Raw genomic sequence first — 19,707 nt, forward strand, 5'->3', positions numbered from 1 at the left:
ACCCGCCCGCAGCAACCGACGCACGGAGAAGGGCCCGGGTTCTTGAACCCGGGCCCTTCTCGACGGCGGTACGGCGGACGCGGGCGGTCAGCCCGCCATGGCCGGCGGTTCCTCCTCGCCGAAGGCGAACGTGGCCGTGATCGCGTCGAAGACGTCGTACAGCTGGTCCGCCAGCGGCAGGTTCGGGCTGAAGCAGGTGATGATGAGCGCCCGCCGCTCGTCCGGTACGGGCACCACCGTGTGCATGACCAGGATCTTGTAGCTGACCCCGTCGGTCAGCGCGCCCTCCTCCACGCCCACAAGGCGCCCGACCGGGCCCACCGCGGGCAGCTGTTCCGTCGTGAAGGTGCGTGTCGTGCCCTTCTTCCGCTGCTTGCCGGCCGCCGAGAACTGCTGGGCGAGGGCGTACGCCGAGAAGTTCTCGCCGGGCGGCGGGGTCAGGCTGAAGACCATGACCCCGGCCATGAGCAGCCCGTCCTCGAACATCTGGGTGGTGCCGGCCGCGTAGACGGCACCGTGCCGCCGGGCGCCGTCCAGGATGCGCCGCAGCTGGCGGAAGGTCGCGTTGATCCGGTCCCGGCCGCCCTTGTCGGGGGTCTCGCGCAGGAGTTCCGCCCGCATCGGGGCGAGGCTGTCGCCGGAGAGGTCGTACTCGGTCCAGGTGTCCGGGATGGCGATCCCGAAGGTCACCGCGTCACTGCTCATGGCCAACTCGCTTTCGTCCGCTTGGGGTTGCATCACCGGTTCGTTGCCGCCGCTACTGGCCGTTGCCTTCTTTGAGCTGTTGGCCCATGTCCTGGTCGGCGTCCTCGAAGGCCTTCACGATGGCCTCGCAGGCGTCCCTGAGGACCTTGCCGTTCCGTTTCAGCTGGAACCGGCCGTCGTTCCACTTCTTGTCGAAGTTGTCGCCCGAGCGCTCCAGCGGCGGACCGACGTCGGCGGCGTCGAAGCCCGAGGCCTTGGTCTCGACGAGTTCCATCACCCGTCCCAGGAGGTCGCGTACGCGCGCCACCTCGTCTCCCGGCATGTCGATTTCGGCCATGGTCCCTCCCGGCTCCCTTTGTTCCACGTCATTCGGTTCGAGCTTCGCGTCGTCCCAGGAACGGCTGGGAATCCGGCACGGTTCAATGCCGATACGACCAACGCGCTGTGCACCGACGAAAGCCTCGCCGCCGCCGAGGCGCGTCATATCGGGCTGGGGGTGAACCGGAATTGAACCGTCTCCGTCCGCCGCTCGTGTTCCCAGCGCATCAGCTCAGGAGAGCAGGAGAGCAGGAGAGGACGGAGTGAGTGGATGGCGGCTTTATGGTCCCGTGCTCGGCAGAGAACGAGCGACGAGGCACTGATCCGGGCTCTCTACGAGGAACACGGCAGAGCCCTGCTCGCCTACGCGCAGCGGCTCACCGGCGACCGCGGCGCCGCGGAGGACGTGGTCCAGGAGACGCTCGTCCGGGCCTGGAAGAACCCCGATTCGCTGGTGAACGGCAAGGGCTCGGTGCGCGGTTGGCTGCTCACCGTGGCCCGCAACATCATCACCGACCGGTACCGGGCGAAGGCCGCCCGCCCCACCGAGGTCGCCGAGTCTCCGGGCAGACCGCCGGTGGAGAAGGACCACGCGGACGCCGTGGTGGACTCGATGCTCGTCATGGAAGCGCTCGACCGGCTCTCCCCGGACCACCGGGACGTGCTGAGAGAGATCTACTTCCAGGGGCGGAGCGTCGCCGAGGCGGCGAAGGCCCTGGGAATACCGCCGGGAACGGTCAAATCCCGGTCACACTATGCCTTGAAGGCATTGCGTGAGATGTATGCGGACAACAAACCGAGAACGGCGAAGCTCGTCGCACTGAAGGAGGTGGCGGCATGAGCATTCAGCAGCACGACAGCGAACTGCTCGGCGCCTACGTCCTGGGCGCGCTCGTCGAGCAGGAGGTGCTGGCCGTCGACGAACATGTGGCGTCGTGCCAGAAGTGCCGCGACGAACTGGACGGGCTGCGGGAGTTGGAGTCCGCGCTGGGCGAGGTGCCGCCGGAGGCGTTCCTCGACGGTCCGCCCGAGGACGGCGACCTGATGCTCCAGCGCACGCTGCGACAGGCCCGCGGCGAGCGCGACGGCGCGGAGCGGCGACGATGGAGCGCCATGGCGGCGGTCGCGGCGGTCGTGGCGGCGGCGGTGCTGGGCGGCGGCGTACTGATCGGGCAGAGCTCCGGTGACGAGAAGGTCGACGCACTGCCCTCACCGACGTCGACTCCCGTGGCCGGTACCAAGGTGGCCTCGGGCACGAGCGCCGAGACGGGCAGCACCATGGCGGTACGGGTCACCCCGGCCGCCGACTGGGTCCGGATCAACGCCGCGGTCAAGGGCATCCCGGCCGGCGAACTGTGCCGGCTGATCGTGGTGACCAAGGACGGCAGTCGCGAGGTGGCCGGCAGTTGGCTCACCGCCGACGAGGCGAAGGGCGCCAATCTCGACGGATCGGCGGCCGTGCCGATCGACGAGATCGCCGAAATCCGGGTGGAGAACGACAAGGGCACAGAATATGTGACCGCACGCATCTGAGAATGTGGCGAGGCCGGTCCGACCGCGTAAGCGAAACCACGCGGTCGGACCGCCCTTTTCTGGACCGGCCCTTTTCTGGACGGTTATGCCGAAGGGGCGGCCCGCACCCTGTGGTGCCGCGCCGCCCCATCCCCTTCTCATTTCTCGATACCGCGTTACTCCTTGACCATTTTTCCGTCCGCCTTCACCACGAACCACTCCCCGTCCAGCCCCTGCCCGTTGACGTCGCCGGGAGCCGCGTCGCCCACGTAGTAGTAGAGCGGCCAGTCCCCGTACGTCGCCTGGACCGCGCCTCCGGCGTTCTTGGCCTCGCCCAGCAGCGCCTTGTCCGTACCGGGCCCTGCCGTGGCCGCGGCGGTGCTGGTCAGCGCGGGCCATACGGCGATGCAGTCGGCGTCGCAGTTGCCGGCGCCCGCCTTGTCCTTGGTGAAGGCGTACAGCGTGCGGCCGTCCTGGTCGACCAGGATGTCGCCGAGGCCGGAGCCGGCCACCTCGACCGACGTACTGGCGGAACCCTTCCCCGAAGAGGAGGCGCCGCCCGTCTCCTTCTCACTGTCGGCTCCGCCGCAGGCGGACAGGCTCAGCAGGGCGAGGGGAATCGCGACCAGAGTGATTCGTGCGCGCATGATTGTCGACCGTCCTTGTTCAGTCAGGAATCCGGATGGGAACTCGCGAAATCGCGTTGCGGATTCCCACACGTGCGCGCGGCAGGAGTGGTTCAGTTGGGCCACGATCCGCACTTCTCCGGATCTCCGTTGAACCTTCCCGGGCTCACGCTCGTGGACCGGTCGTGAATCGAATCCGTTCTCGACGTGTCCTCGGAAGGGGAAAGAAAATGCGCGGTTTCCCGATGGCGGCCGTAGTCGCCGGCGTTCTGCTCGTCGGTGCCGCCGGCGCGCCGGCCGTGGCCGACGACCATGCCGGCCACAGTGGCGCCGCCACGGTCTCCTCCTCGGCTCCCACCCGGCTGACGTCCGTGTCGGCGGGCGCCCCGGCGATGTCACTCATCGCCCAGCTCGACGGCGCCCAGGAAGTGCCCGCGCCCAATGGTCCGGCGGTCGGCGACCAGGATGGCAAGGCCGTCGCCCTGATCAAGGTCAAGGGCGACCGCATCACCTTCGCCCTGACCTGGAACGGCATCGACACCCCCACCCTCGGCCACATCCATGAGGGCAAGGCAGGGGCCAACGGCGATGTCAAGGCCGGTCTGTTCACCACCGTCATGCCCGCCGGTGTCCACTCCGCCGCCGGCCAGACCGCGATCACCGACGCAGCCCTCGCCGAGCGGCTGCGCACCGACCCGAGCGGCTTCTACGTCAACCTGCACAGCGCGGAGTTCCCCGGCGGAGCGGTCCGCGGCCAACTCAAGCCGTTCGGCAAGGCGATCAACCCGCTCAGCATCATCCGAGGCGGCAAACTCCGCGCTCTCGCCGACGGCGGCCAGGAGATCCCGGCCGACGACCCGGCTGCCGCGGGTGACCCGGACGGCCACGCCGTGGCCTTCGTCTACCCGGGCCAGGGCATGGTCGGTTACTCCGTGGCCTGGGTCAACATCGCGGCCCCGGTCGCCGGCCACATCCACGAGGGCGTCCTGGGCAAGAACGGTGAGGTGAAGGTCCCGCTCTTCACCACCCCCGCCCCGGAGAACATCTTCGCCCTCTCCGGCGCGGTCCCGGTGCCGGACGCCGCGACGGTCCAGCAGCTGAAGAAGAACCCCACAGCCTTCTACGCCAACGTCCACACCGCGGAGTTCCCCGACGGGGCGGTCCGCGGTCAGCTCTTCCGCTGAACGCGGCCTTGCGCGGCGTGGACGTCGTGCAGGACGACGCTCACCGCACCTGTCGGCGTACGAAGTGGTGGAACAACCCTGTGGCGTCGGCGAGGAGTTCGTCCGGCGGCCCGGACTGGACGATGCGGCCTTCCGACAGGACGATCACCCGGTCGGCCTCCATGATCGTGGACAGCCGGTGGGCGATGACCACGCGGGTCGCCCGCAGGGCGCGGGTGCTCTCGGTCACGATCCGCTGCGTGTGGTTGTCCAGGGCGCTGGTCGCCTCGTCCAGGAAGAGGATCCGCGGCCGCCGGATCAGGGCCTGCGCGATCATCAGGCGCTGTCGCTGCCCGGCCGAGAACGTGCTCCCGTTGTCCGACAGGACTGTGTGCAGTCCCATGGGCAGTCGGTCGATGTCGTCGGCGAGGCCGGCCATCCGGGCCGCTTCCCGCACCTCGTCCAGGGAGTACGCCTCCGCGCCGCGGATGTTGGACAGGACGGTGCCGGTGAACGGCTGCGCGTGCTGGAGGACGACGCCGCACTGGCGGCGTACGGCGGTGAGGTCGAGCGCGGCCAGATCCTGGCCGTCGTAGTGGACCGAGCCGGTCTCGGGTGCGGCGAAGCCGAGGAGGAGGCGCAGCAGGGTCGACTTTCCGCAGCCGCTCGGGCCGACGACGGCCACGAATTCGCCGGGGCGGACCCGCAAGGTGACGTCGTCGAGGACGGGTGGTCCGTCGGGGGAGTAGCGGAAGGTGGCGCCGCGTACGTCGATGGCACCGGTCAGTTCTCCGGGGTGGCGGCTGTTCTCGGAGATCTCTGGGGGCTGGGTGAGGATGGGTTCGAGCCGGCCGAACAGCGGGATGACGGCGCCTGCGGAGGTCAGGGCGGTGACGAGCTGTGCGGTCGCGGTCAGCTGAGTGGTGAAGGACACCGTGAAGGTGAGGATTCCGTCGACCGGCATCGCGTCTCTGGCGGGTCCGGCGAGCAGCGCGAGCAGGATGAAGGTACAGAAGGGGACATAGGCGGCGCCGAAGGCGGTGACGGCGTTCTGGAGCCGCCGCACTCGTCGGCGTATGCGCTGGCTTTCGATGAAGTCCCTGGCCCAGTGGGCGTACGCGTAGTTCTCCGCCGCCGCGACGCGCAGTCTGGGCAGTCCGCGCAGGGTCTGGAAGACCTTGTTGGTAAGCGCGTTGTCGAGCTTCGCGAGTCTGCGGTGCCAGGTCAGTTCCCGGGCGCCGATGACGGAGAGGACGGCGGCGCTGAGGGCGACCATGGTGGCGGAGAGCAGGGCCAGCGGTGGGCTGTACCAGAGCTGAAGCGCGAAGTTGACCGCGACGAGCAGGACAGCCTGTACGACGGTCATGGCCACGCCGGAGACGACCTCGCCGATCCGGCTGACGCCGAGCGCCGCGCCTGCGAGTTCACCGGTGGAGTACCGGCCGAAGAAGGAGGCCGGCAGGCGCAGCAGCCGGTCCCACACACCGGCCTGCACAGTGGTTTCGAAGCGTCCTTCGACGCGCAGCACGGCCAGGTTCCGCACGATGCCGAACCCCATGGCCACGAGGCCCGCGACGATCACGGCGAGGCACGTCTGGATGATGAGCGGGCGCTGTCCGTCGGGCACGAACCGGCCGAGGACCTGGCCGGTCGCGATGGGTACCAGGAGTCCGAGCGCGACGGCCGCGAGGCCGGCCGCGGTCAGCCGCAGCAGGTCGGCACGGCAGCCGTGCAGGCCGTACGAGAACAGCAGGCGGGTGACGTTCCCCGTGCCGTCGGGGAGCGGCCGGTAGAACGTGACGGCACGGGTACGCAGTTGGCCGGCGGTCCGCGCGGTGACGCGGACGCGGGGTCCGCCGGACGGGTCGGCCATTTCGTAGTGCCCGCGCCGGCGGAGGAGCGCGACCGGCGTGTCGCCTTCGCGGAGGAAGCCGACGAGGGGCCCGATGTCCGTGTGCCACCAGGTGCCGGTGAGGTCCACGGGGCGGCTGGGCAGACGGGCGGTCTGTGCGATCCGGACGATTCGGTGTACGGGGTCGGGGTGCGGGGCGTGGTCCACGGCGCGGTGGGTCGGTGAGGCGGTGATTCCGGCCGCCTCGGCGACCATCTCGACGACGACCGCCGCCGCGTGTTCGGCCTGCGCGGCGGTGGGGGAGCGGGCGGAGGAAGCAGGAGCGGAGGCGGAGGCGGCGGTTGTCGTGCGGGGGCCGGGGTTCCTTCTCGTGTCCGGTCCGGGGGCGGACGAGGGCCGGACGTGCTCACGGAGCGCGTGCACCGCCTGGTCGAGAGCGGCCTCCCTCGCCCGCCGGCCGGCGGTCAGCCGGGCCTCGTCCTGCCGGTCCTCTTCGATGACGCGTCGGCTGAGCGCGGACATCAGGTGTGGCCGGAAGTCGTCCAGGTGCCGCCAGAGCGAGCCGTCCGACAGCAGGCGCGAGGTCGTACAAGCGGCCACCACGGCGGTGGGCTCGCCGCGCACCCGGTCGTGTGCGCCCATGGGCGTGAACCGGCCTGCCTCGGGCGGCGGCAGCGCGCCGTCGTCGGTGCCCGCCTGTCCGCTCACCACCCGGATCCAGGTGACCGCTCCGGCGGACGGAGCGGCCGCTCCGGACTGGTGGGCGCCGAGTTCGGTGTGCGCGTCGGGCGTGATCCGGACGGTCCGCTCGGGTGGGAGCGGTGGCGGTGGCTGTCGTACGGCGTCGAGCAGGGCGCTCAGACCGGCGTCCAGGGCGGCGGCAAGGGCAGACCTGGAGGACGCGGTGGACGTGATGAACGCGTCGGACTGCGAAGTGCTGTGCGGCTCGTCGTGCCGTTGGTCGTGCCGTTCGTTCGGCGCCGGAATCAGTTCGGCGGTGCGGACCCGGTACAGCGCGCATCCCGGCGCCGCCCTGCCCGTCAGCACATGCCGGTCGCCGTGCGGCAGGGAGGGCAGCAGCGCGCCCGGCTCGGCGCGGCCGAGGAAGCGCCAGTGGCCCCGTCCGCCGGCGTCCGCCGCGAACAGGTCCAGCGCTCCGCCGGTCACCAGCCAGAGGGTGTCGTCACCGGACAGCGTCGACGGGTCCGTCGACGCGAGTTCCAACATCTGGCCGTAGTAAGCGAGTTGCACGGAAACCAGCGGGTCGGGACCCTGGACAACCGCGTCGGTGCCGGTGCCGCCGGGGTGTCCGTATCCGTGTCCGGTGTCGGGATCGGGGCCGGAGAGCAACTCGGTCATGTCAATGGCCCTTCACCAGGTCTGCGTAGGGACCGGCGGCGCGTATCAGCTCCTCGTGGCGTCCGCGCTCGACCACCCGGCCCCGGTCGAGGACGATGATCTCGTCGCTGTTCCGTACGGTGCTCAGCCGGTGCGCGATGACCACGCACGCGCAGCCGCGTCGGCGCAGATTGCCCTCGATCACCTGCTCGGTCTCGGCGTCCAGGGCGCTGGTCGCCTCGTCGAGGACGAGCACGCTGGGCGAACGCACCAGCGCACGCGCGATCTCCAGGCGCTGGCGCTGGCCGCCCGAGAAATTGCGGCCGTGCTCATCGACCGGGGAGTGGATGCCGCCGGGCCGGCCGGCCACCACGTCCCACACGGCGGCGTCCCTGAGGGCGGCGACGACCGCGTCGTCGGGGATCGACGGATCCCACAGCGTGACGTTGTCGCGCACCGTTCCCTCGAAGAGACAGATCTCCTGGTCCACGAAGGCGACCGAGGCGGCGAGCGTGCCGCGTGAGACGGTCGTGTGGGGCTGCCCGTCCAGCCGGATCTCGCCCGACCAGGGGGTGTGGAGACCGGAGATCAGACGGATCGTCGTCGACTTGCCGCTGCCGGAGCCGCCGACGAGCGCCACCTGCTGTCCCGGGCCGACGGTGAAGGAGAGGTCGCGGAGCAGCGGCTCGGCCAGGGGCGCGTAGCCGAAGGTGACCGCGTCGAACTCCAGCCGGCCGCCCAGCCGGCGGATCCGTTCGGGTTCCGGCCGGGCGAAGACCTCGTCGGCCGGGAAGTCCTCCACGTCCTTGAGCCGCGCGACGGCGGCGTTCATGTCCTGCACCCGGGCGGCCACCGCGGTCAGTTCGTCGACCGGCCGGGCAAAGCTGGTGATCAGGGTCTGGAAGGCGACCAGTACGCCGATGGAGACCGCCCCCTCCACCGCGCGCAGGCCACCGACGAGCAGTACCAGCGCACTCGCGACGACGGCGAGCGTGGGTGCCGCGGTGGCGAACACCGCGCTCGGCGTGAACAGCCGTTGCCGGGCGTTCACCGTGGCCGCCTGATGGCCTGCCCACCGCTGGAAGTACGCGCTCTCGCCACCGGTGGCCTTCATGGTCTCGATCAGGTGCAGTCCGTCGAACGACACCTCGTAGAACTTCCCCTGGTCCGCGACGAGTTTCGCCACCGCGCTCTCCCGGCTGCGCACCACGGCCCCCAGGGCCACGGCGTTGAGCAGCGCCAGGCCCACTCCGATCAGCGCGAGCCGTACGTCGTAGGCCCACATCAGCGCGGCGTACACCACGATGACCACACCGTTGACCAGCACGCTGACCAGGTCCTTGGCCACGGTCTGGGCGACCTCGCCGTTGGTCTCCAGCCGTTTGGTGACCTCCGCCGGGCTGCGCTGGCCGAAGAAGGAGACCGGGAGGCGCAGGAGATGGCGCAGGAACCGGGCGTGGCCGAGGGCCGACGAGGCCAGTTGTATGCGCAGCAGGTAGCCCTGCTGGAGCAGGGTCAGGCCGAGCGTGACGACGACCACGACCGCCATCCACCCGAAGAACGGCCGCAGCGACGAGGTGTCGGCGCCGAGCAGAATCGCGTTGACGACGGCGATGGTGAACGTCGGGGTGGCGATGCCGATGAGGACCAGGAGCAGGCTCGCGACCAGACCGATCAGCAGGGCCCCGGAGGTGCCGTGCAGGCGGGTGCGCACGTCGGCGAGGAGCCTCGGCGGCCGGCCTCCCGGGCGGAAGCCCGGCCCCGGGGCGAAGGTGAGCGCCACGCCGGTGAAGTCGGCGTCGAACTCCTCCGGCGACACCACGTACCGTCCGCAGGCCGGGTCGTTGATGAAGGCCACCGGGCGGCCGAAGCGGCGTCCGGTGCCCTCCCAGACGACGAAGTGGTCGAACTTCCAGAAGAGGACGGCCGGCGCCTCCGCGTGGGTGAGGGCGTCGGCCTCGGTCTGTATGCCCTTGGCGTCCAGGCCGTAGTGGCGGGCGGCTTTGAGGATGTTCGCGGCGTTGGACCCGTCCCGCGACACTCCGCACACCAGCCGGAGTTCCGCCAGCGGGACATGGCGACGGTGGTGCGCCAGGACGATCGCGAGTGCCGCCGCTCCACACTCGGTGGCCTCCATCTGGAGGACGGGTCTGGTCCGTACCGGGTGTGGCCACGGACGTGCCGGAAGCGCGGGCGGCGTCCACGCGGTCCGTTTCCGGTGGCGGCCGGTGGCTGCGCCGATGCCGAGGGGGAAGGGGGTGCGGGCAGGAGCGAGGGGGCGGGGAGGCGCTGCGGGCGGGTCGGGGCGACGGGCACTCAAGGCGACATCATTTCGATCGGGCGGGCAGGCGGCAGGGAGATCGTCGCGGTGACGAGACTTCCGGAGACCAGCCGGTCGGGCGGACCGGCCCAGGTCGACCAGGCGTACCCGCTGACCGTCCGGTCCGACGCGCGCAGGGCCACCGCCACCTTCGCCACCGGTCCGTCGCGGGTGACCTCCGCTGCCAGCTCCTTGCCGAGGAGCGGGGCGATCTGCGTGCTCGTGTCGGGGGTGTGCTGCACGAACAGAACCGTTCCGCGCAGTACGCCGAAGGCCGAGGCCGGTACGGAGCGCACGGTCAGGTTCACCTCGGTTCCGACACCGACCGCGGTGCTGCGCTCGGCCGGCACATAGGCCACGGCCATCAGCGGGTCGTCCGTCGTCTCGACGGTGAAGGCGTTGGCGAGCGTCGTCCCGTTGGTGACGAACTGCCCCGGCTTCGCCAGTACGGTGGTCGCCCGGCCGGCGACGGCGGCGCGCACGGTCGTCCGTATGCCGTCGCCGGTGGTGACGGTGGCCACCGGAGCCCCGGCGGCGAAGCCCGTACCCGGTTGGACGAGCAGCTCGGTGAGCTGACCGGCCGCGGTGCTCTGCAGCGGAAAGGCCGGCTGGGCGATGGCCAGGACCCCCGTGGCGGTGACATCACGCGGCACGGTTCCGGCGAAGGCCCAGAGACAGCCGGACGCCACGACGGCAGCGAGCCCGGCCAGCACGAGCCACCCGCCGGGCCGAGTCAGGCGTACGGGGATGTCCAGGGCCTCCGGGGCGTCCAATCTGGCCAGCGCGGTACGGCGGAACTGCACGGGACTCTCCTCCTGTCCTTCCTGGGTGGTGTGGCCCCGAGGGGGGCCGGACACCGCACGATGCGGTGCCCGGCCGGGTCGCTCGGTTCGCGGGTGGCGACCCGCGTGTCGGCGGGGCTGCTGGTTACTGGAGGGCGCCGCCGCGATGGCCGCCGGCGATGCGCTTGAGGTCCGCGTCGCTCAGTTCGCGGGTGGCGATCCGCGTGTCGGCGTTCGGCTTGTCGGCGGGCTTGGCGGCCTTGGCGTTCTTCTTGAGCTGGACCATGGCGTACTCCTCTTTCTCGGTTTTGCCGGTACTCGGTTTTCCCGGCGCCTGACCGCTTTCGCGATCGGCTGATGACCAGAGATTCGCAGTTGACGGGGTGCGTGCCATCGGGGCTGCCCTCAGGCGTTACGTAACGTCGGGGCGATCCGCCTGTCTGCGCAGTTCAGCGCCCCGTGAGACGGGTGTGACCGCTGGGGCGCGAGCGAGGGCGCGGAGTGCGAGTGAGACATGAGGCATCGACACATCGACACATCGGGACATCGAGCCTGGAAGGCCATGAAGATCAGCGACCGGTCTGTGGGCAGGAGGGAGTGGCTCAACCGGTCTGTGGCAGGTTGCGCGCGGCCCAGGCCGCCAGATGAGCCCGCGACCGCAGGTCCAACTTCGTTCTCACGCTGGACAGATGGGATTCGACGGTGCGTTCCGAGATCCGTAACCGGGTCGCGATCTCGACATTGCTGCTTCCTTGCGCGACGAGCGCGGCCACTTCTCGTTCCCGGGCGCTGACCGTGGGCGACGGCGCGGGCTCCGGGGCCGGCCGCACGGCTCCCTGGCGCAACGCGTAGCCGACGACGCCGGTCGGCGACAGCCGCCGCCCCTGGGCGAGAGCGCGGTCCGCGTCGCCACCGCGCTGCCGGGCGCGTACGGCCTCCACCGCGTCGGTCAACAACTGCTGCCACCACGGTTCGTCATCCTGCGAACCCAGGGCCTGCCGCAGACTCTCGGCCCCGCCGGCCAGCCGCAGTCCGCGCTCCGCGCGACCGCTGCGCAGCGCGACGATCGCCAGCCCTTCCAGCAAGTAGGGGGTGGGCCGCGCATGTTGATCGCCCAGGGCCTGGAGCCCGGCTGCGAAGTGCGTGGCCGCCGTGACCAGGTCGCCCCTGCGCAGCTCCAGGGTGCCCGCCGTGTGCAGGACGTTCGCCAGCCGGGTCGGTTCGCCACTGCCGCGACCGCGGTAGATCGGCAGGATTTCATCGAGCAGCGCCGCCGCCCTGTCCAGGTCGCCGCTCAGCATCGTCGCCCAGGCCAGATTGTGCCGGCAGATCGCGATGCTCGCCGGGTCGCCGAAATCCCGCAGGAGTTCCAGACACTCCGCGAAGTTCGCGGTCGCTTCCGCGTAGTTCTCGCACACCTGATGGGCAAAGGCCAATGCGGTGAGGGCCCGGCAGCGCAACGGCCGGTGCGCGTCCCGAGCCAGTTCGACAGCCTGCCGCGCGGACACCAGGGCGGCTTCGTGGTCACCGAGCCAGGCGGCCTGCCACGCCGACTCCTCCAGGGCCAGAGCCCGGTACGTCACGGGCACGCCCTCGACCCGCAGAGCCCCGGTCAGCTGTTCACGGCTGTCGGAGATGATGCCCCGCGCGGTGCGGCACCGGATCAGCGTGGCGGCCAGCAGCACCTCACGAGGGTCGGCCCGGCCGCGTACGTACTCGATGGCGAAGAGCAGATTGGCCTGCTCCGCGAAGAGACGGTCGGCGGTCGGGCGGTCCATGGTGAACTGCTCGGCCTGCGCGGACGCCAGGGTGGTGAGCGCGGCCACCAACTGCTCGGCGGCGAGATCCCACTCACCGTGGGCGAGGAGCTGTTCCCGGGCATAGGCCCGTACGGACTCCAGCTGCCGGAACCGCGCGCGGCCCTCTGTGCCCGCCCCGGCCCCTGCCGTCACCGGCGTCAACAGCGACTTGGACTCCAGTCCGGCGATCAGCTTGATGACCGGCTCCCCGAGGTCCGCCGAGACCGCGCCCGCCAGATCGAAGCCGAATCCGCCCGGCAGCACCGACAACCGCCGCAGCAGCGCCTGTTCGGCGGGGCTGAGCAGTCCGTAGCTCCAGTCGATCGCGGCGTACAGACTGCGATGTCTGCTGTCGGCGTTTCTCGTGTCGGAGGTCAGCAGGGAGAAACGGTCCTGCAGCCGGTTGAGGATCTCGTGCAGCGGCAGCAGCCGTACCAGCCGCGCCGCCAGCTCGACGGCGAGCGGCAGATTGTCCAGCCGCTCGCAGATCGACCGCACGGCGTCGCGGTTGTCGGGAGTGACGGCGAAGGCCGCCGCCACACCAGTCGCTCGGTCCGCGAACAGCTGCATCGCGTCGTCCACGGCCAGCTCGGCCACCGGAAACACCTTCTCGCCGGGCAGCCGCAGTGTCTCCCGGCTCGTGGCGATGACGCGCACTTTCGGACAGCGCGGCAGGAGCGAGGCGATCAGCGCGCTGCACGCCTCGACGAGGTGTTCGCAGTTGTCCAGGACCAGCAGTGCGTTCTTGCCGCCCAGTGCCTCGGCCAGCGAGTCCTCCAGAGCCCCGCCGGGCTGCTGCGTCGCACCCACGGCCTCGGCCACGGCCTGCGCGACGAGGTCGGAGCGGCTGATCCCGCCCAGCTCGACCATGTGCACCCCGTCGGAGAACGCCTGGCGCACGGCCACGGACGCCGCGTACTGCGTCGCCATCCTGGTCTTGCCGACCCCGCCGGGACCGAACAGAGTGATCAGCCGGTGGTGCCTGGCCAGCCGGGCGAGCGCCGCCGACTCCTGCTGCCGCCCGACGAAGCTGTCCAGCCCCGCCCGGGGCCCGGCACCCGCGCCTCCCGACTCCGTTCGGTCACCGCCCGCCGTCCCTGAGCGGTGCCGGTACGCCCGCTGCCGACAGGCGTTCGAGCAGTAGAGCCGCGTTCGCCGTGATTCACTCGCCGCCGGTATTCCGGCGGAACACACCACGCAATGGGATAAGTGCGACACGACGATGCGCTCACTCCACTCTTCCGTGAACCGAATGCTCCGCGTTACGGCGCGCGTTGAGCTGCGTCACGCTCTAAACGGAGCGCAGATCCGAACGGCTCACGTGAGCCGCGTCACACGGCCTGGTGCTTCCTCCCGCACTCCGGCGCCGGTCCCTCCTGACGCCGCGGGCGCCATTCGCGGCGCGAGGACGGAGCGGACGTGGTCGTCGGCGGGTTCGCGTGCTGATGTTGAACCGCCCCCCGGGTTCTTGACGAATATGCAGGTCAAATGGGGTCGACTCCTCCGGGAGCCGACCCCTTCCTGTTTCCCGTGATGCGTCCGGCGCTTCTCGCGGTGCGGCGGGCATCCCGTAGGACCCGCAGCGTGCCCAGCAGCGGAGGGCTCGCTGAACCGTGGAGCAGCGCCGCTCCGCGTGCCAGTGCCGCGTCGGCGGTCAGGAGTTCGATCTCGACGAACGCGTTCAGGAGTGCCCGGCCGGGGGCCGGGACCTGGGCGGGCAGTTCACGGGCCGCCTCCAGGGCGGCCAGGGCCGCACTGATCTCGTGTTCCACCAACTCGCGCAGCCCCGGCGGCTCATGGCCCGCCGCGAGGTCCGTCGGTGTGACCGAGAAACGCGCCAGTGTCCGGGCCGGAATGCCCGGCCGCCCTTCCGCGATGTCCTCGGCGAGATCGTTGACGAAGTCCAGCCGTTGGCTGCCGTCGATGAGTGTCCGGCACATCGCCCGGTACGGGCCGTCGTCGTCCTCGGGACCCAGCAGCACGGCCACCAGCATGAAGGCGGGCAGCGAGTAGGCGTCCACGTAGGCCTGGTAGTCGGCCTCGGAGTCGAAGCCGGTGAACTCCAGCTCGGCGCCGGCGGTGGCCAGATACTCCTCGACCGCACCCCGAAGCCGTGGATACGCGGCGACGGTGTGCAGCAACGTGCGGATCAGCGGATCGTCGGCCACCCCCGTCTCCAGTGCCTTGTGCACCCGCTGCTCCCAGGACGCCCACGCCGCGATCCGCTGCGGCTTCGGGCCGGTGTCCAGCAGGTTGTCCCCGTGGTGCATCACGGCCGTCGCTGCCACCACGTGCGGCAGCACCGACGGCGGCAGCAGCAGACGGGCCGCCAGGTACGAGCTGCGGCGGAACCGTGCCACCAGCCTGCGCGCGTCGCCGTAGTCGTTCCGCAGCTCCGGTGTCCGGACCCCGGCCGCGGTCAGGCTCCGCTGCCACGTGCGCATCCCCGTCACCATCCCGGGCAGTCGTAGCGCCCCAGCTCCAGCGGGGTGCACTCCAGCATGCCGGTGACGTTGAACTCGTACACCTGCTCGGGGTGTGCCGCGATGCCGTGCACCGTGAAGCCCTTGCCGTTGTTCGTGATGTCCTGCGTGTGGGTTCCGTCCGAGTCCACGTAGGTGACCTCGAAGGCCTTCCAGGTGCAGTCCTTCGTCCCTGACGTGACCTGGATGCGCAGGCCTCCAGGGGTGGCGCCGTTGCCGAGGTCGATCTTCTTGTGCGCGAAGTACGGCTCGCCGTAGTGCTCTTCGTCCTCCCCGGTCAGCACGGGGACGCTGGTGGAGCGCGTCACGTCGAAGAGCATTCCGGCGTAGCTGCCCTCGCCCTCACCGTGCGTGATGATCACGGTGTTGGCCTTGGCCGGGGTGCACCGGACGTCCTTCATCCGCATACCGTTGACGACGAGGGCGGCCTGCCGGTCGCTGATGAGGTCCGCCAGCCATGCCTCGGAGTAGCCCCACCACTGCGAGTCTGTCGAGAGTTTCCAGACGTCGGAGTAGAAGACGCCACGTCCGTGATGGCCCTCGCTGATCGGGCGCAGGTCGGGGGACCAGCCGAGGATCTGCTGCTTCTCCTGACCGGAGAACGGGGCGTTGTAGAGCGAGGCCTCGCCGTTCTCGGTGTCCTGCCGGACACTGGCGGAGAACGCGGGCCCCTCCCGGTCGACCTTGTCGTCGGCCTCGCTCGCCACCTTCGCGTCGTGCTCCGAGGTCAGCCAGTCGACGCCCTTCGTCAGCAGGAACAGCACGAGCGAGCTGACGACCACCCAGCCCACGCTGATGCGGACCTTCCGGTTCCGTCTGCGCCGGTCCGTGTCCGCCGCGTCGGGGAGGACACTCTCGATCACCTCGTCCACGAACGATGAGGGCGCGGCGGCATCCGTGGGGTTGGCGTCCGCCGTGGTTCTGTCTGGCATGCGAGCAGCCTTGGGGGTAAGTGGCCAGGTGCAAAAGGGAAGTTGATGCTATGCCACGCCTCCGAGTGCCCGCGCACCAGTGACCGTCAGTCGTCTGCGCCCTCCGCGCCCTCCGTGCTCTCCGGTCCGATGAACTGCATGTCCAGGTGGATCTTGACCACGTCGCTGAGGAGCCCGGTGCCGAAGTCCAGGCCGTAGTCGCTGCGGCGGATCTCGCCCGTCGCCTCGAAGCCGGCGTGGTTGCGCCGGTCCAGGGGGAAGACCGCCACGCCGCCCAGTTCGACGGCGAACGTGATCGGGCGGGTGACGTCCCCGACGGTCAGGTCTCCCTCCATCGTCCAGTCCTCGTCCGCCCCGGACACACGGGTCGAGCGGAACGTCATCGTCGGGCGCTTCTCCACGTCGAGCAGGTCGGCCGAGCGGGTGTGCGCGTCGCGGTCGGGGTTGCCGGTGTCGATGGAGGCGAGGGCGATCTCGGCGCTCACCCGCACGTCGGCGGCCGTCTCGCCGACGTACAGGGCCGCCTTCAGGCCGGTGAACCGGCCGCGCACCTTGGTGATCCCGAGATGGCGGATGGTGAAGTTGGCGGCCGAGTGGAGGGTGTCGAGTTCCCAGTCGCCGGGGGAGAGGGGCAGATCGCTGACGGAAGTGGCGGCGGTGGCGTTCGTGGCGTTGTCGTTGCTCATGGCCTCAGCGTGTGGCCCCCGCGGCGGGAGAGGGAGGCCTGGCCAAGGGTGGTAGTGGCAGGGCCATCCTCCGTGGCGGCGCCCGCTGTACGTTCGACACGTGAGCGCCAACGAGTTGGGCACCTTCCTGCGCACCCGCCGCGAAGCCGTCACCCCCGCCGAGGTGGGGCTGCCCCCGGGCGCCCGCCGCCGTACGCCAGGGCTGCGCCGGGCCGAGCTGGCCACCCTCGCCGGTATCAGCGTCGAGTACCTCACCCGGCTCGAACAGGGCCGCGACCGCAACCCGTCGCCCCAGGTCCTCGCCTCGATCGGCGAGGTGCTGCGGCTGCCGACGGCGGACCGTCTGCTGCTGCACCGCCTGGCCAAGGAACACGGAGAGGGCCAGTCGGTGTGCCAGTCGGTCACCGCACCGCTGGTGCGCACGGTCCGCCCCACCCTCCGGGCGCTCCTCGACGGGCTGGAGCCCGCGCCGGCCGTCCTGCTCAACTGGATGGGCGACATCGTGGCGTACACCGAGGGCTACGAGCGGTACGCCCGCCCGCTGGGCCTGCTCGACGGGGATCCGCCCAACGTCCTGCGGTACCTGTTCACCGACGACCGGGCCCGCGCGGTCTACCCCGGATGGGAGCGGCAGGCCGACGAACAGATCGCCCACATGCGCGACGAGACCTCGCTGAACGACCCCCATGTGACCGCCCTGGCCGAGGAACTCGCGGCGGCAGGGGCGCCGTTCAGGGACCGGCTCACCGCCGTTCCGGTCACGCCCGCCCGGTTCGGGACCGAGCTGGTGGACCACCCCGAGGTGGGTCGACTGCGTCTGTCGTACGAGACGCTCGTTCTCCGCGACGAGGGCCAGCGACTGGTGGTGCACATCCCGGCCGACGAGGCCACGGCGACCGCCCTCGACCGCCTCAACGGCCGCAGGCCGGGCGCGCTGCGGGCGGTGAGCGGCTGAACCCTGGTCGGCGCCTCGCCGACCAGGGACTTTATTCGGCCCTGTGAAGGCGTACGCCACCCTGCGGAAGCCGCGCTCCCTCTAGGCTGCTCCCCGAGCTTCTGAACAGTCGGGGCAGTGAGCGGACAGCGGTCTACGGGAGGGCTGACCTCATGAGCAGGGTCTGGTTCATCACCGGTGCGAGCAGTGGCCTCGGGCGGGCCGTCGCCGAGGCGGCGGTCGCCGCGGGCGATGTGGTCGTCGGTGCCGCACGGCGTACGGGCGCCTTGGACGGCTTTGTGGCCGCCCATCCCAAACAGGTCCAGGCACTGCGCCTGGACGTCACCGACCTGGCCGCGATCAGGACCGCCGTGGAGGACACGGTCGCCTGGCACGGACGGATCGACGTGCTCGTCAACAACGCGGGGCGTACACACGTCGGTGCCTTCGAGGAGACCACCGACGCCGAACTCCGTGCCCTGTTCGACCTGCATGTGTTCGGACCCGCAGCGCTGGTACGGGCCGTGCTGCCGCACATGCGGCAACGGGGCTCGGGCACGATCGTGCAGATGAGCAGCGCGGGCGGGCAGGTGTCCACGCCGGGCTTCGCGGCGTACAGCGGGACGAAGTTCGCGCTGGAGGGCATGTCCGAGGCGCTCGCGGCGGAGGTCCGCGGGTTCGGGATCAAGGTGCTGATCGTCGAACCGGGCGTCTTCAGGACCGAGTTGTTCGACAGCGCCCGGGCGGGCACCAGCCGGGACCTCGGCGCCTACACCGCCACGGTCGGCGCGGTCCGCCGCATGGTCGCGGAGAACGACGGCGCCCAGCAGGGCGACCCGGCGAAGGCGGCGGCCCTGATCCTCGCCGCCGTCGACGCCGAACACGCCCCGCTGCGCCTGCCCCTCGGCGACGACGCGGTCACCGCCGTACTCGACCATCTGGAAGGCGTACGGGGTGATGTCGCCGGCTGGGAGAAGCGGACGCGGGCGACGGCGTTCGGGGATGCCTGAGGCTGGGAGCGGTGGATCTGCGGATATCAGGCGGGCGCCAGGCCCGTCTTGAGTCCCGCCCCGCACAACGGCACCACCGCCGTCCGCGCCCCGAGCGCCCCCTCCCGTACCGCCGCCCAGCAGGCCACGCCGGTCGACTCCACGTACAGGCCCTGTGACGCCAAGTCCCTTTGCGCGTGCCGGATCTGATCCTCCGTCACCGTGAGGAACGTGCCGCCCGAGTCGCGTACCGCGCGCAGGATCTGGCGGGCGCGGGGCGGGTTGGGGATCGCGATGCCCTCCGCGAGCGTGGGGGAGGGCGGGGGCGGGGCGCTGCCGGTCAGATCGGTGGCGCCCTCGGCCCAGGCGTGCGCCAGCGGGGCGACCGCGGCGGCCTGGACGGCGTACAGGGCGGGGCGTCGGTCGATGAGGCCTGCCCCGTGCAGCTCGGCGACGGCGAGGGCCGCGCCCAGCAGCAGGGTGCCGTTGCCGACCGGGACGACGAGCACCTCGGGGAGCCGGCCGCCCATGTCCTCCCACAGCTCGTGGACGTACGTCTTCGTGCCGTGCAGGAAGTACGGGTTGTAGACGTGGGAGGCATAGAAGGTGCCCGGGGCGTCGGCTGCCGTGCGGGCCGCTGCCGCGGCGGCGTCCCGGTTCCCGTCGACGACGTGGACCCTGGCCCCGTGTGCCTCGATCTGCTCCAGCTTCTTCGCGGAGGTGCCGTCGGGGACGTACACCGTGCAGGGGAGGCGGGCGCGGGCGCAGTACGCGGCGATCGCGGTGCCCGCGTTGCCGCTGCTGTCGGCGATGACCTGATGCGGGTTCAGCCGAAGGGCGAGTTCGGCGAGGAGTACGGCGCCGCGGTCCTTGAAGGAGAGGGTCGGCATCAGGAAGTCGAGCTTTGCGGAGATGCCGGGGCGGAGTTCGACGAGAGGGGTGCGGCCCTCACCGAGGGTTGTGGTGGGGGTGGGGAGGGGGAGGGTTTCCGCGTAGCGCCAGAGGGAGTTCACTCTGCCGGTGAGGGACTTGAGGGGGGCGGGGGTTGGTGCGAAGTCGAGGTCCAGGGGGCCTTGGCAGAGGGGGCAGCGCCAGGTGAGGGTGCCTGCGGGGACGCGGGTGCCGTCCGTGGGGCAGTAACAGTCCGGCAATGGGGTCATGCACGCAGAGTAGTTGCGAGCCCGTCCGGTTTTGTCTCGCCCCCGCCGCCCCTACCCGTCCCATCCTCGGGGGGGGGGGGCGCCCCCCCCCCCCCCCCAAAACCCCCA

At 70.9% G+C, this 19,707-nt stretch carries 17 protein-coding genes; 5 read left to right on the forward strand and 12 right to left on the reverse strand.

What is annotated here, in order from left to right; translation table 11 throughout:
* Positions 1-87 precede the first annotated feature (87 nt).
* Together ACWCRB_RS29325 and ACWCRB_RS29330 are read right to left on the reverse strand one after the other, a co-directional pair.
* Positions 88-705, reverse strand: a complete 618-nt coding sequence (locus tag ACWCRB_RS29325) for a hypothetical protein (protein ID WP_450998903.1) — start codon at positions 703-705, stop codon at positions 88-90.
* 52 nt (positions 706-757) lie between these two features.
* Positions 758-1,042, reverse strand: a complete 285-nt coding sequence (locus ACWCRB_RS29330) for a hypothetical protein (protein ID WP_450998904.1) — start codon at positions 1,040-1,042, stop codon at positions 758-760.
* 252 nt (positions 1,043-1,294) lie between these two features.
* Between ACWCRB_RS29330 and ACWCRB_RS29335 the strand changes: the two genes are divergently transcribed.
* Complete coding sequence (locus tag ACWCRB_RS29335) at positions 1,295-1,864, forward strand: sigma-70 family RNA polymerase sigma factor (protein ID WP_450998905.1); 570 nt, start codon at positions 1,295-1,297, stop codon at positions 1,862-1,864.
* Entirely contained in the window at positions 1,861-2,556 is a 696-nt protein-coding gene (locus tag ACWCRB_RS29340; RefSeq protein ID WP_450998906.1) for an anti-sigma factor family protein, read from the forward strand. The genes ACWCRB_RS29335 and ACWCRB_RS29340 overlap by 4 nt, the downstream gene beginning before the upstream one ends.
* A 155-nt stretch (positions 2,557-2,711) precedes the next feature.
* Here the strand turns inward: ACWCRB_RS29340 and ACWCRB_RS29345 are convergent, their stop codons facing one another.
* Positions 2,712-3,182 carry a COG4315 family predicted lipoprotein gene (locus ACWCRB_RS29345; RefSeq protein WP_450998907.1) on the reverse strand — a complete coding sequence of 157 codons (471 nt, stop codon included), beginning with the start codon at positions 3,180-3,182 and terminating at the stop codon, positions 2,712-2,714.
* A gap of 209 nt (positions 3,183-3,391) precedes the next feature.
* Here ACWCRB_RS29345 and ACWCRB_RS29350 point away from each other — a divergent pair, with 209 nt between their 5' ends.
* Positions 3,392-4,345, forward strand: coding sequence for a CHRD domain-containing protein (locus ACWCRB_RS29350; protein ID WP_450998908.1), 954 nt, complete (start codon positions 3,392-3,394; stop codon positions 4,343-4,345).
* 40 nt (positions 4,346-4,385) lie between these two features.
* On the opposite strand, the gene ACWCRB_RS29355 is transcribed toward ACWCRB_RS29350, so the two are convergent.
* The 8 genes from ACWCRB_RS29355 to ACWCRB_RS29390 all read right to left on the reverse strand — a co-directional run bounded on the left by ACWCRB_RS29355 (position 4,386) and on the right by ACWCRB_RS29390 (position 16,516).
* A complete protein-coding gene (locus ACWCRB_RS29355; RefSeq protein WP_450998909.1) occupies positions 4,386-7,535 on the reverse strand; it encodes an NHLP bacteriocin export ABC transporter permease/ATPase subunit in 3,150 nt (1,049 codons plus the stop codon).
* Between the two features lies 1 nt (position 7,536).
* Positions 7,537-9,651, reverse strand: coding sequence for an NHLP family bacteriocin export ABC transporter peptidase/permease/ATPase subunit (locus ACWCRB_RS29360; protein ID WP_450998910.1), 2,115 nt, complete (start codon positions 9,649-9,651; stop codon positions 7,537-7,539).
* A 179-nt stretch (positions 9,652-9,830) separates the two neighbouring features.
* The gene (locus tag ACWCRB_RS29365) at positions 9,831-10,637 is read right to left on the reverse strand and encodes an HlyD family efflux transporter periplasmic adaptor subunit (protein ID WP_450998911.1); all 807 of its coding nucleotides are present in this window, start codon (positions 10,635-10,637) and stop codon (positions 9,831-9,833) included.
* Between the two features lie 124 nt (positions 10,638-10,761).
* Positions 10,762-10,902, reverse strand: a complete 141-nt coding sequence (locus ACWCRB_RS29370) for a hypothetical protein (RefSeq protein WP_450998912.1) — start codon at positions 10,900-10,902, stop codon at positions 10,762-10,764.
* A gap of 316 nt (positions 10,903-11,218) precedes the next feature.
* A complete protein-coding gene (locus tag ACWCRB_RS29375; protein WP_450998913.1) occupies positions 11,219-13,609 on the reverse strand; it encodes an ATP-binding protein in 2,391 nt (796 codons plus the stop codon).
* Between the two features lie 290 nt (positions 13,610-13,899).
* The gene (locus tag ACWCRB_RS29380; RefSeq protein WP_450998914.1) at positions 13,900-14,859 is read right to left on the reverse strand and encodes a squalene/phytoene synthase family protein; all 960 of its coding nucleotides are present in this window, start codon (positions 14,857-14,859) and stop codon (positions 13,900-13,902) included.
* Between the two features lie 5 nt (positions 14,860-14,864).
* On the reverse strand, positions 14,865-15,830 hold the full coding sequence (locus ACWCRB_RS29385) for a hypothetical protein (protein ID WP_450998915.1): 966 nt from the start codon (positions 15,828-15,830) through the stop codon (positions 14,865-14,867).
* Between the two features lie 86 nt (positions 15,831-15,916).
* Entirely contained in the window at positions 15,917-16,516 is a 600-nt protein-coding gene (locus ACWCRB_RS29390; protein ID WP_450998916.1) for a YceI family protein, read from the reverse strand.
* A gap of 100 nt (positions 16,517-16,616) precedes the next feature.
* On the opposite strand from ACWCRB_RS29390, the gene ACWCRB_RS29395 reads away from it, so the two are divergent.
* Together ACWCRB_RS29395 and ACWCRB_RS29400 are read left to right on the forward strand one after the other, a co-directional pair.
* The gene (locus ACWCRB_RS29395) at positions 16,617-17,471 is read left to right on the forward strand and encodes a helix-turn-helix domain-containing protein (protein WP_450998917.1); all 855 of its coding nucleotides are present in this window, start codon (positions 16,617-16,619) and stop codon (positions 17,469-17,471) included.
* A 152-nt stretch (positions 17,472-17,623) separates the two neighbouring features.
* Positions 17,624-18,460 (forward strand): oxidoreductase, encoded by an 837-nt coding sequence (locus ACWCRB_RS29400; RefSeq protein WP_450998918.1) that lies wholly within the window; start codon positions 17,624-17,626, stop codon positions 18,458-18,460.
* A gap of 26 nt (positions 18,461-18,486) precedes the next feature.
* Here ACWCRB_RS29400 and ACWCRB_RS29405 read toward each other — a convergent pair whose 3' ends face one another.
* Positions 18,487-19,599, reverse strand: coding sequence for a pyridoxal-phosphate dependent enzyme (locus ACWCRB_RS29405; RefSeq protein WP_450998919.1), 1,113 nt, complete (start codon positions 19,597-19,599; stop codon positions 18,487-18,489).
* Between the last annotated feature and the right edge of the window lie 108 nt (positions 19,600-19,707).

It is taken from the genome of Streptomyces sp. NPDC002156, assembly GCF_053593675.1.

Bases quoted from the DNA above. Each gene is read 5' to 3' on its own strand.
- ACWCRB_RS29385 (WP_450998915.1), bottom strand. From the start codon at position 15,830: ATGCCAGACAGAACCACGGCGGACGCCAACCCCACGGATGCCGCCGCG.
- ACWCRB_RS29330 (WP_450998904.1), bottom strand. From the start codon at position 1,042: ATGGCCGAAATCGACATGCCGGGAGACGAGGTGGCGCGCGTACGCGAC.
- ACWCRB_RS29335 (WP_450998905.1), top strand. From the start codon at position 1,295: ATGGCGGCTTTATGGTCCCGTGCTCGGCAGAGAACGAGCGACGAGGCA.
- ACWCRB_RS29405 (WP_450998919.1), bottom strand. From the start codon at position 19,599: ATGACCCCATTGCCGGACTGTTACTGCCCCACGGACGGCACCCGCGTC.
- ACWCRB_RS29390 (WP_450998916.1), bottom strand. From the start codon at position 16,516: ATGAGCAACGACAACGCCACGAACGCCACCGCCGCCACTTCCGTCAGC.
- ACWCRB_RS29400 (WP_450998918.1), top strand. From the start codon at position 17,624: ATGAGCAGGGTCTGGTTCATCACCGGTGCGAGCAGTGGCCTCGGGCGG.
- ACWCRB_RS29355 (WP_450998909.1), bottom strand. From the start codon at position 7,535: ATGACCGAGTTGCTCTCCGGCCCCGATCCCGACACCGGACACGGATAC.
- ACWCRB_RS29340 (WP_450998906.1), top strand. From the start codon at position 1,861: ATGAGCATTCAGCAGCACGACAGCGAACTGCTCGGCGCCTACGTCCTG.
- ACWCRB_RS29345 (WP_450998907.1), bottom strand. From the start codon at position 3,182: ATGCGCGCACGAATCACTCTGGTCGCGATTCCCCTCGCCCTGCTGAGC.
- ACWCRB_RS29370 (WP_450998912.1), bottom strand. From the start codon at position 10,902: ATGGTCCAGCTCAAGAAGAACGCCAAGGCCGCCAAGCCCGCCGACAAG.
- ACWCRB_RS29350 (WP_450998908.1), top strand. From the start codon at position 3,392: ATGCGCGGTTTCCCGATGGCGGCCGTAGTCGCCGGCGTTCTGCTCGTC.
- ACWCRB_RS29360 (WP_450998910.1), bottom strand. From the start codon at position 9,651: ATGGAGGCCACCGAGTGTGGAGCGGCGGCACTCGCGATCGTCCTGGCG.
- ACWCRB_RS29380 (WP_450998914.1), bottom strand. From the start codon at position 14,859: ATGCGCACGTGGCAGCGGAGCCTGACCGCGGCCGGGGTCCGGACACCG.
- ACWCRB_RS29325 (WP_450998903.1), bottom strand. From the start codon at position 705: ATGAGCAGTGACGCGGTGACCTTCGGGATCGCCATCCCGGACACCTGG.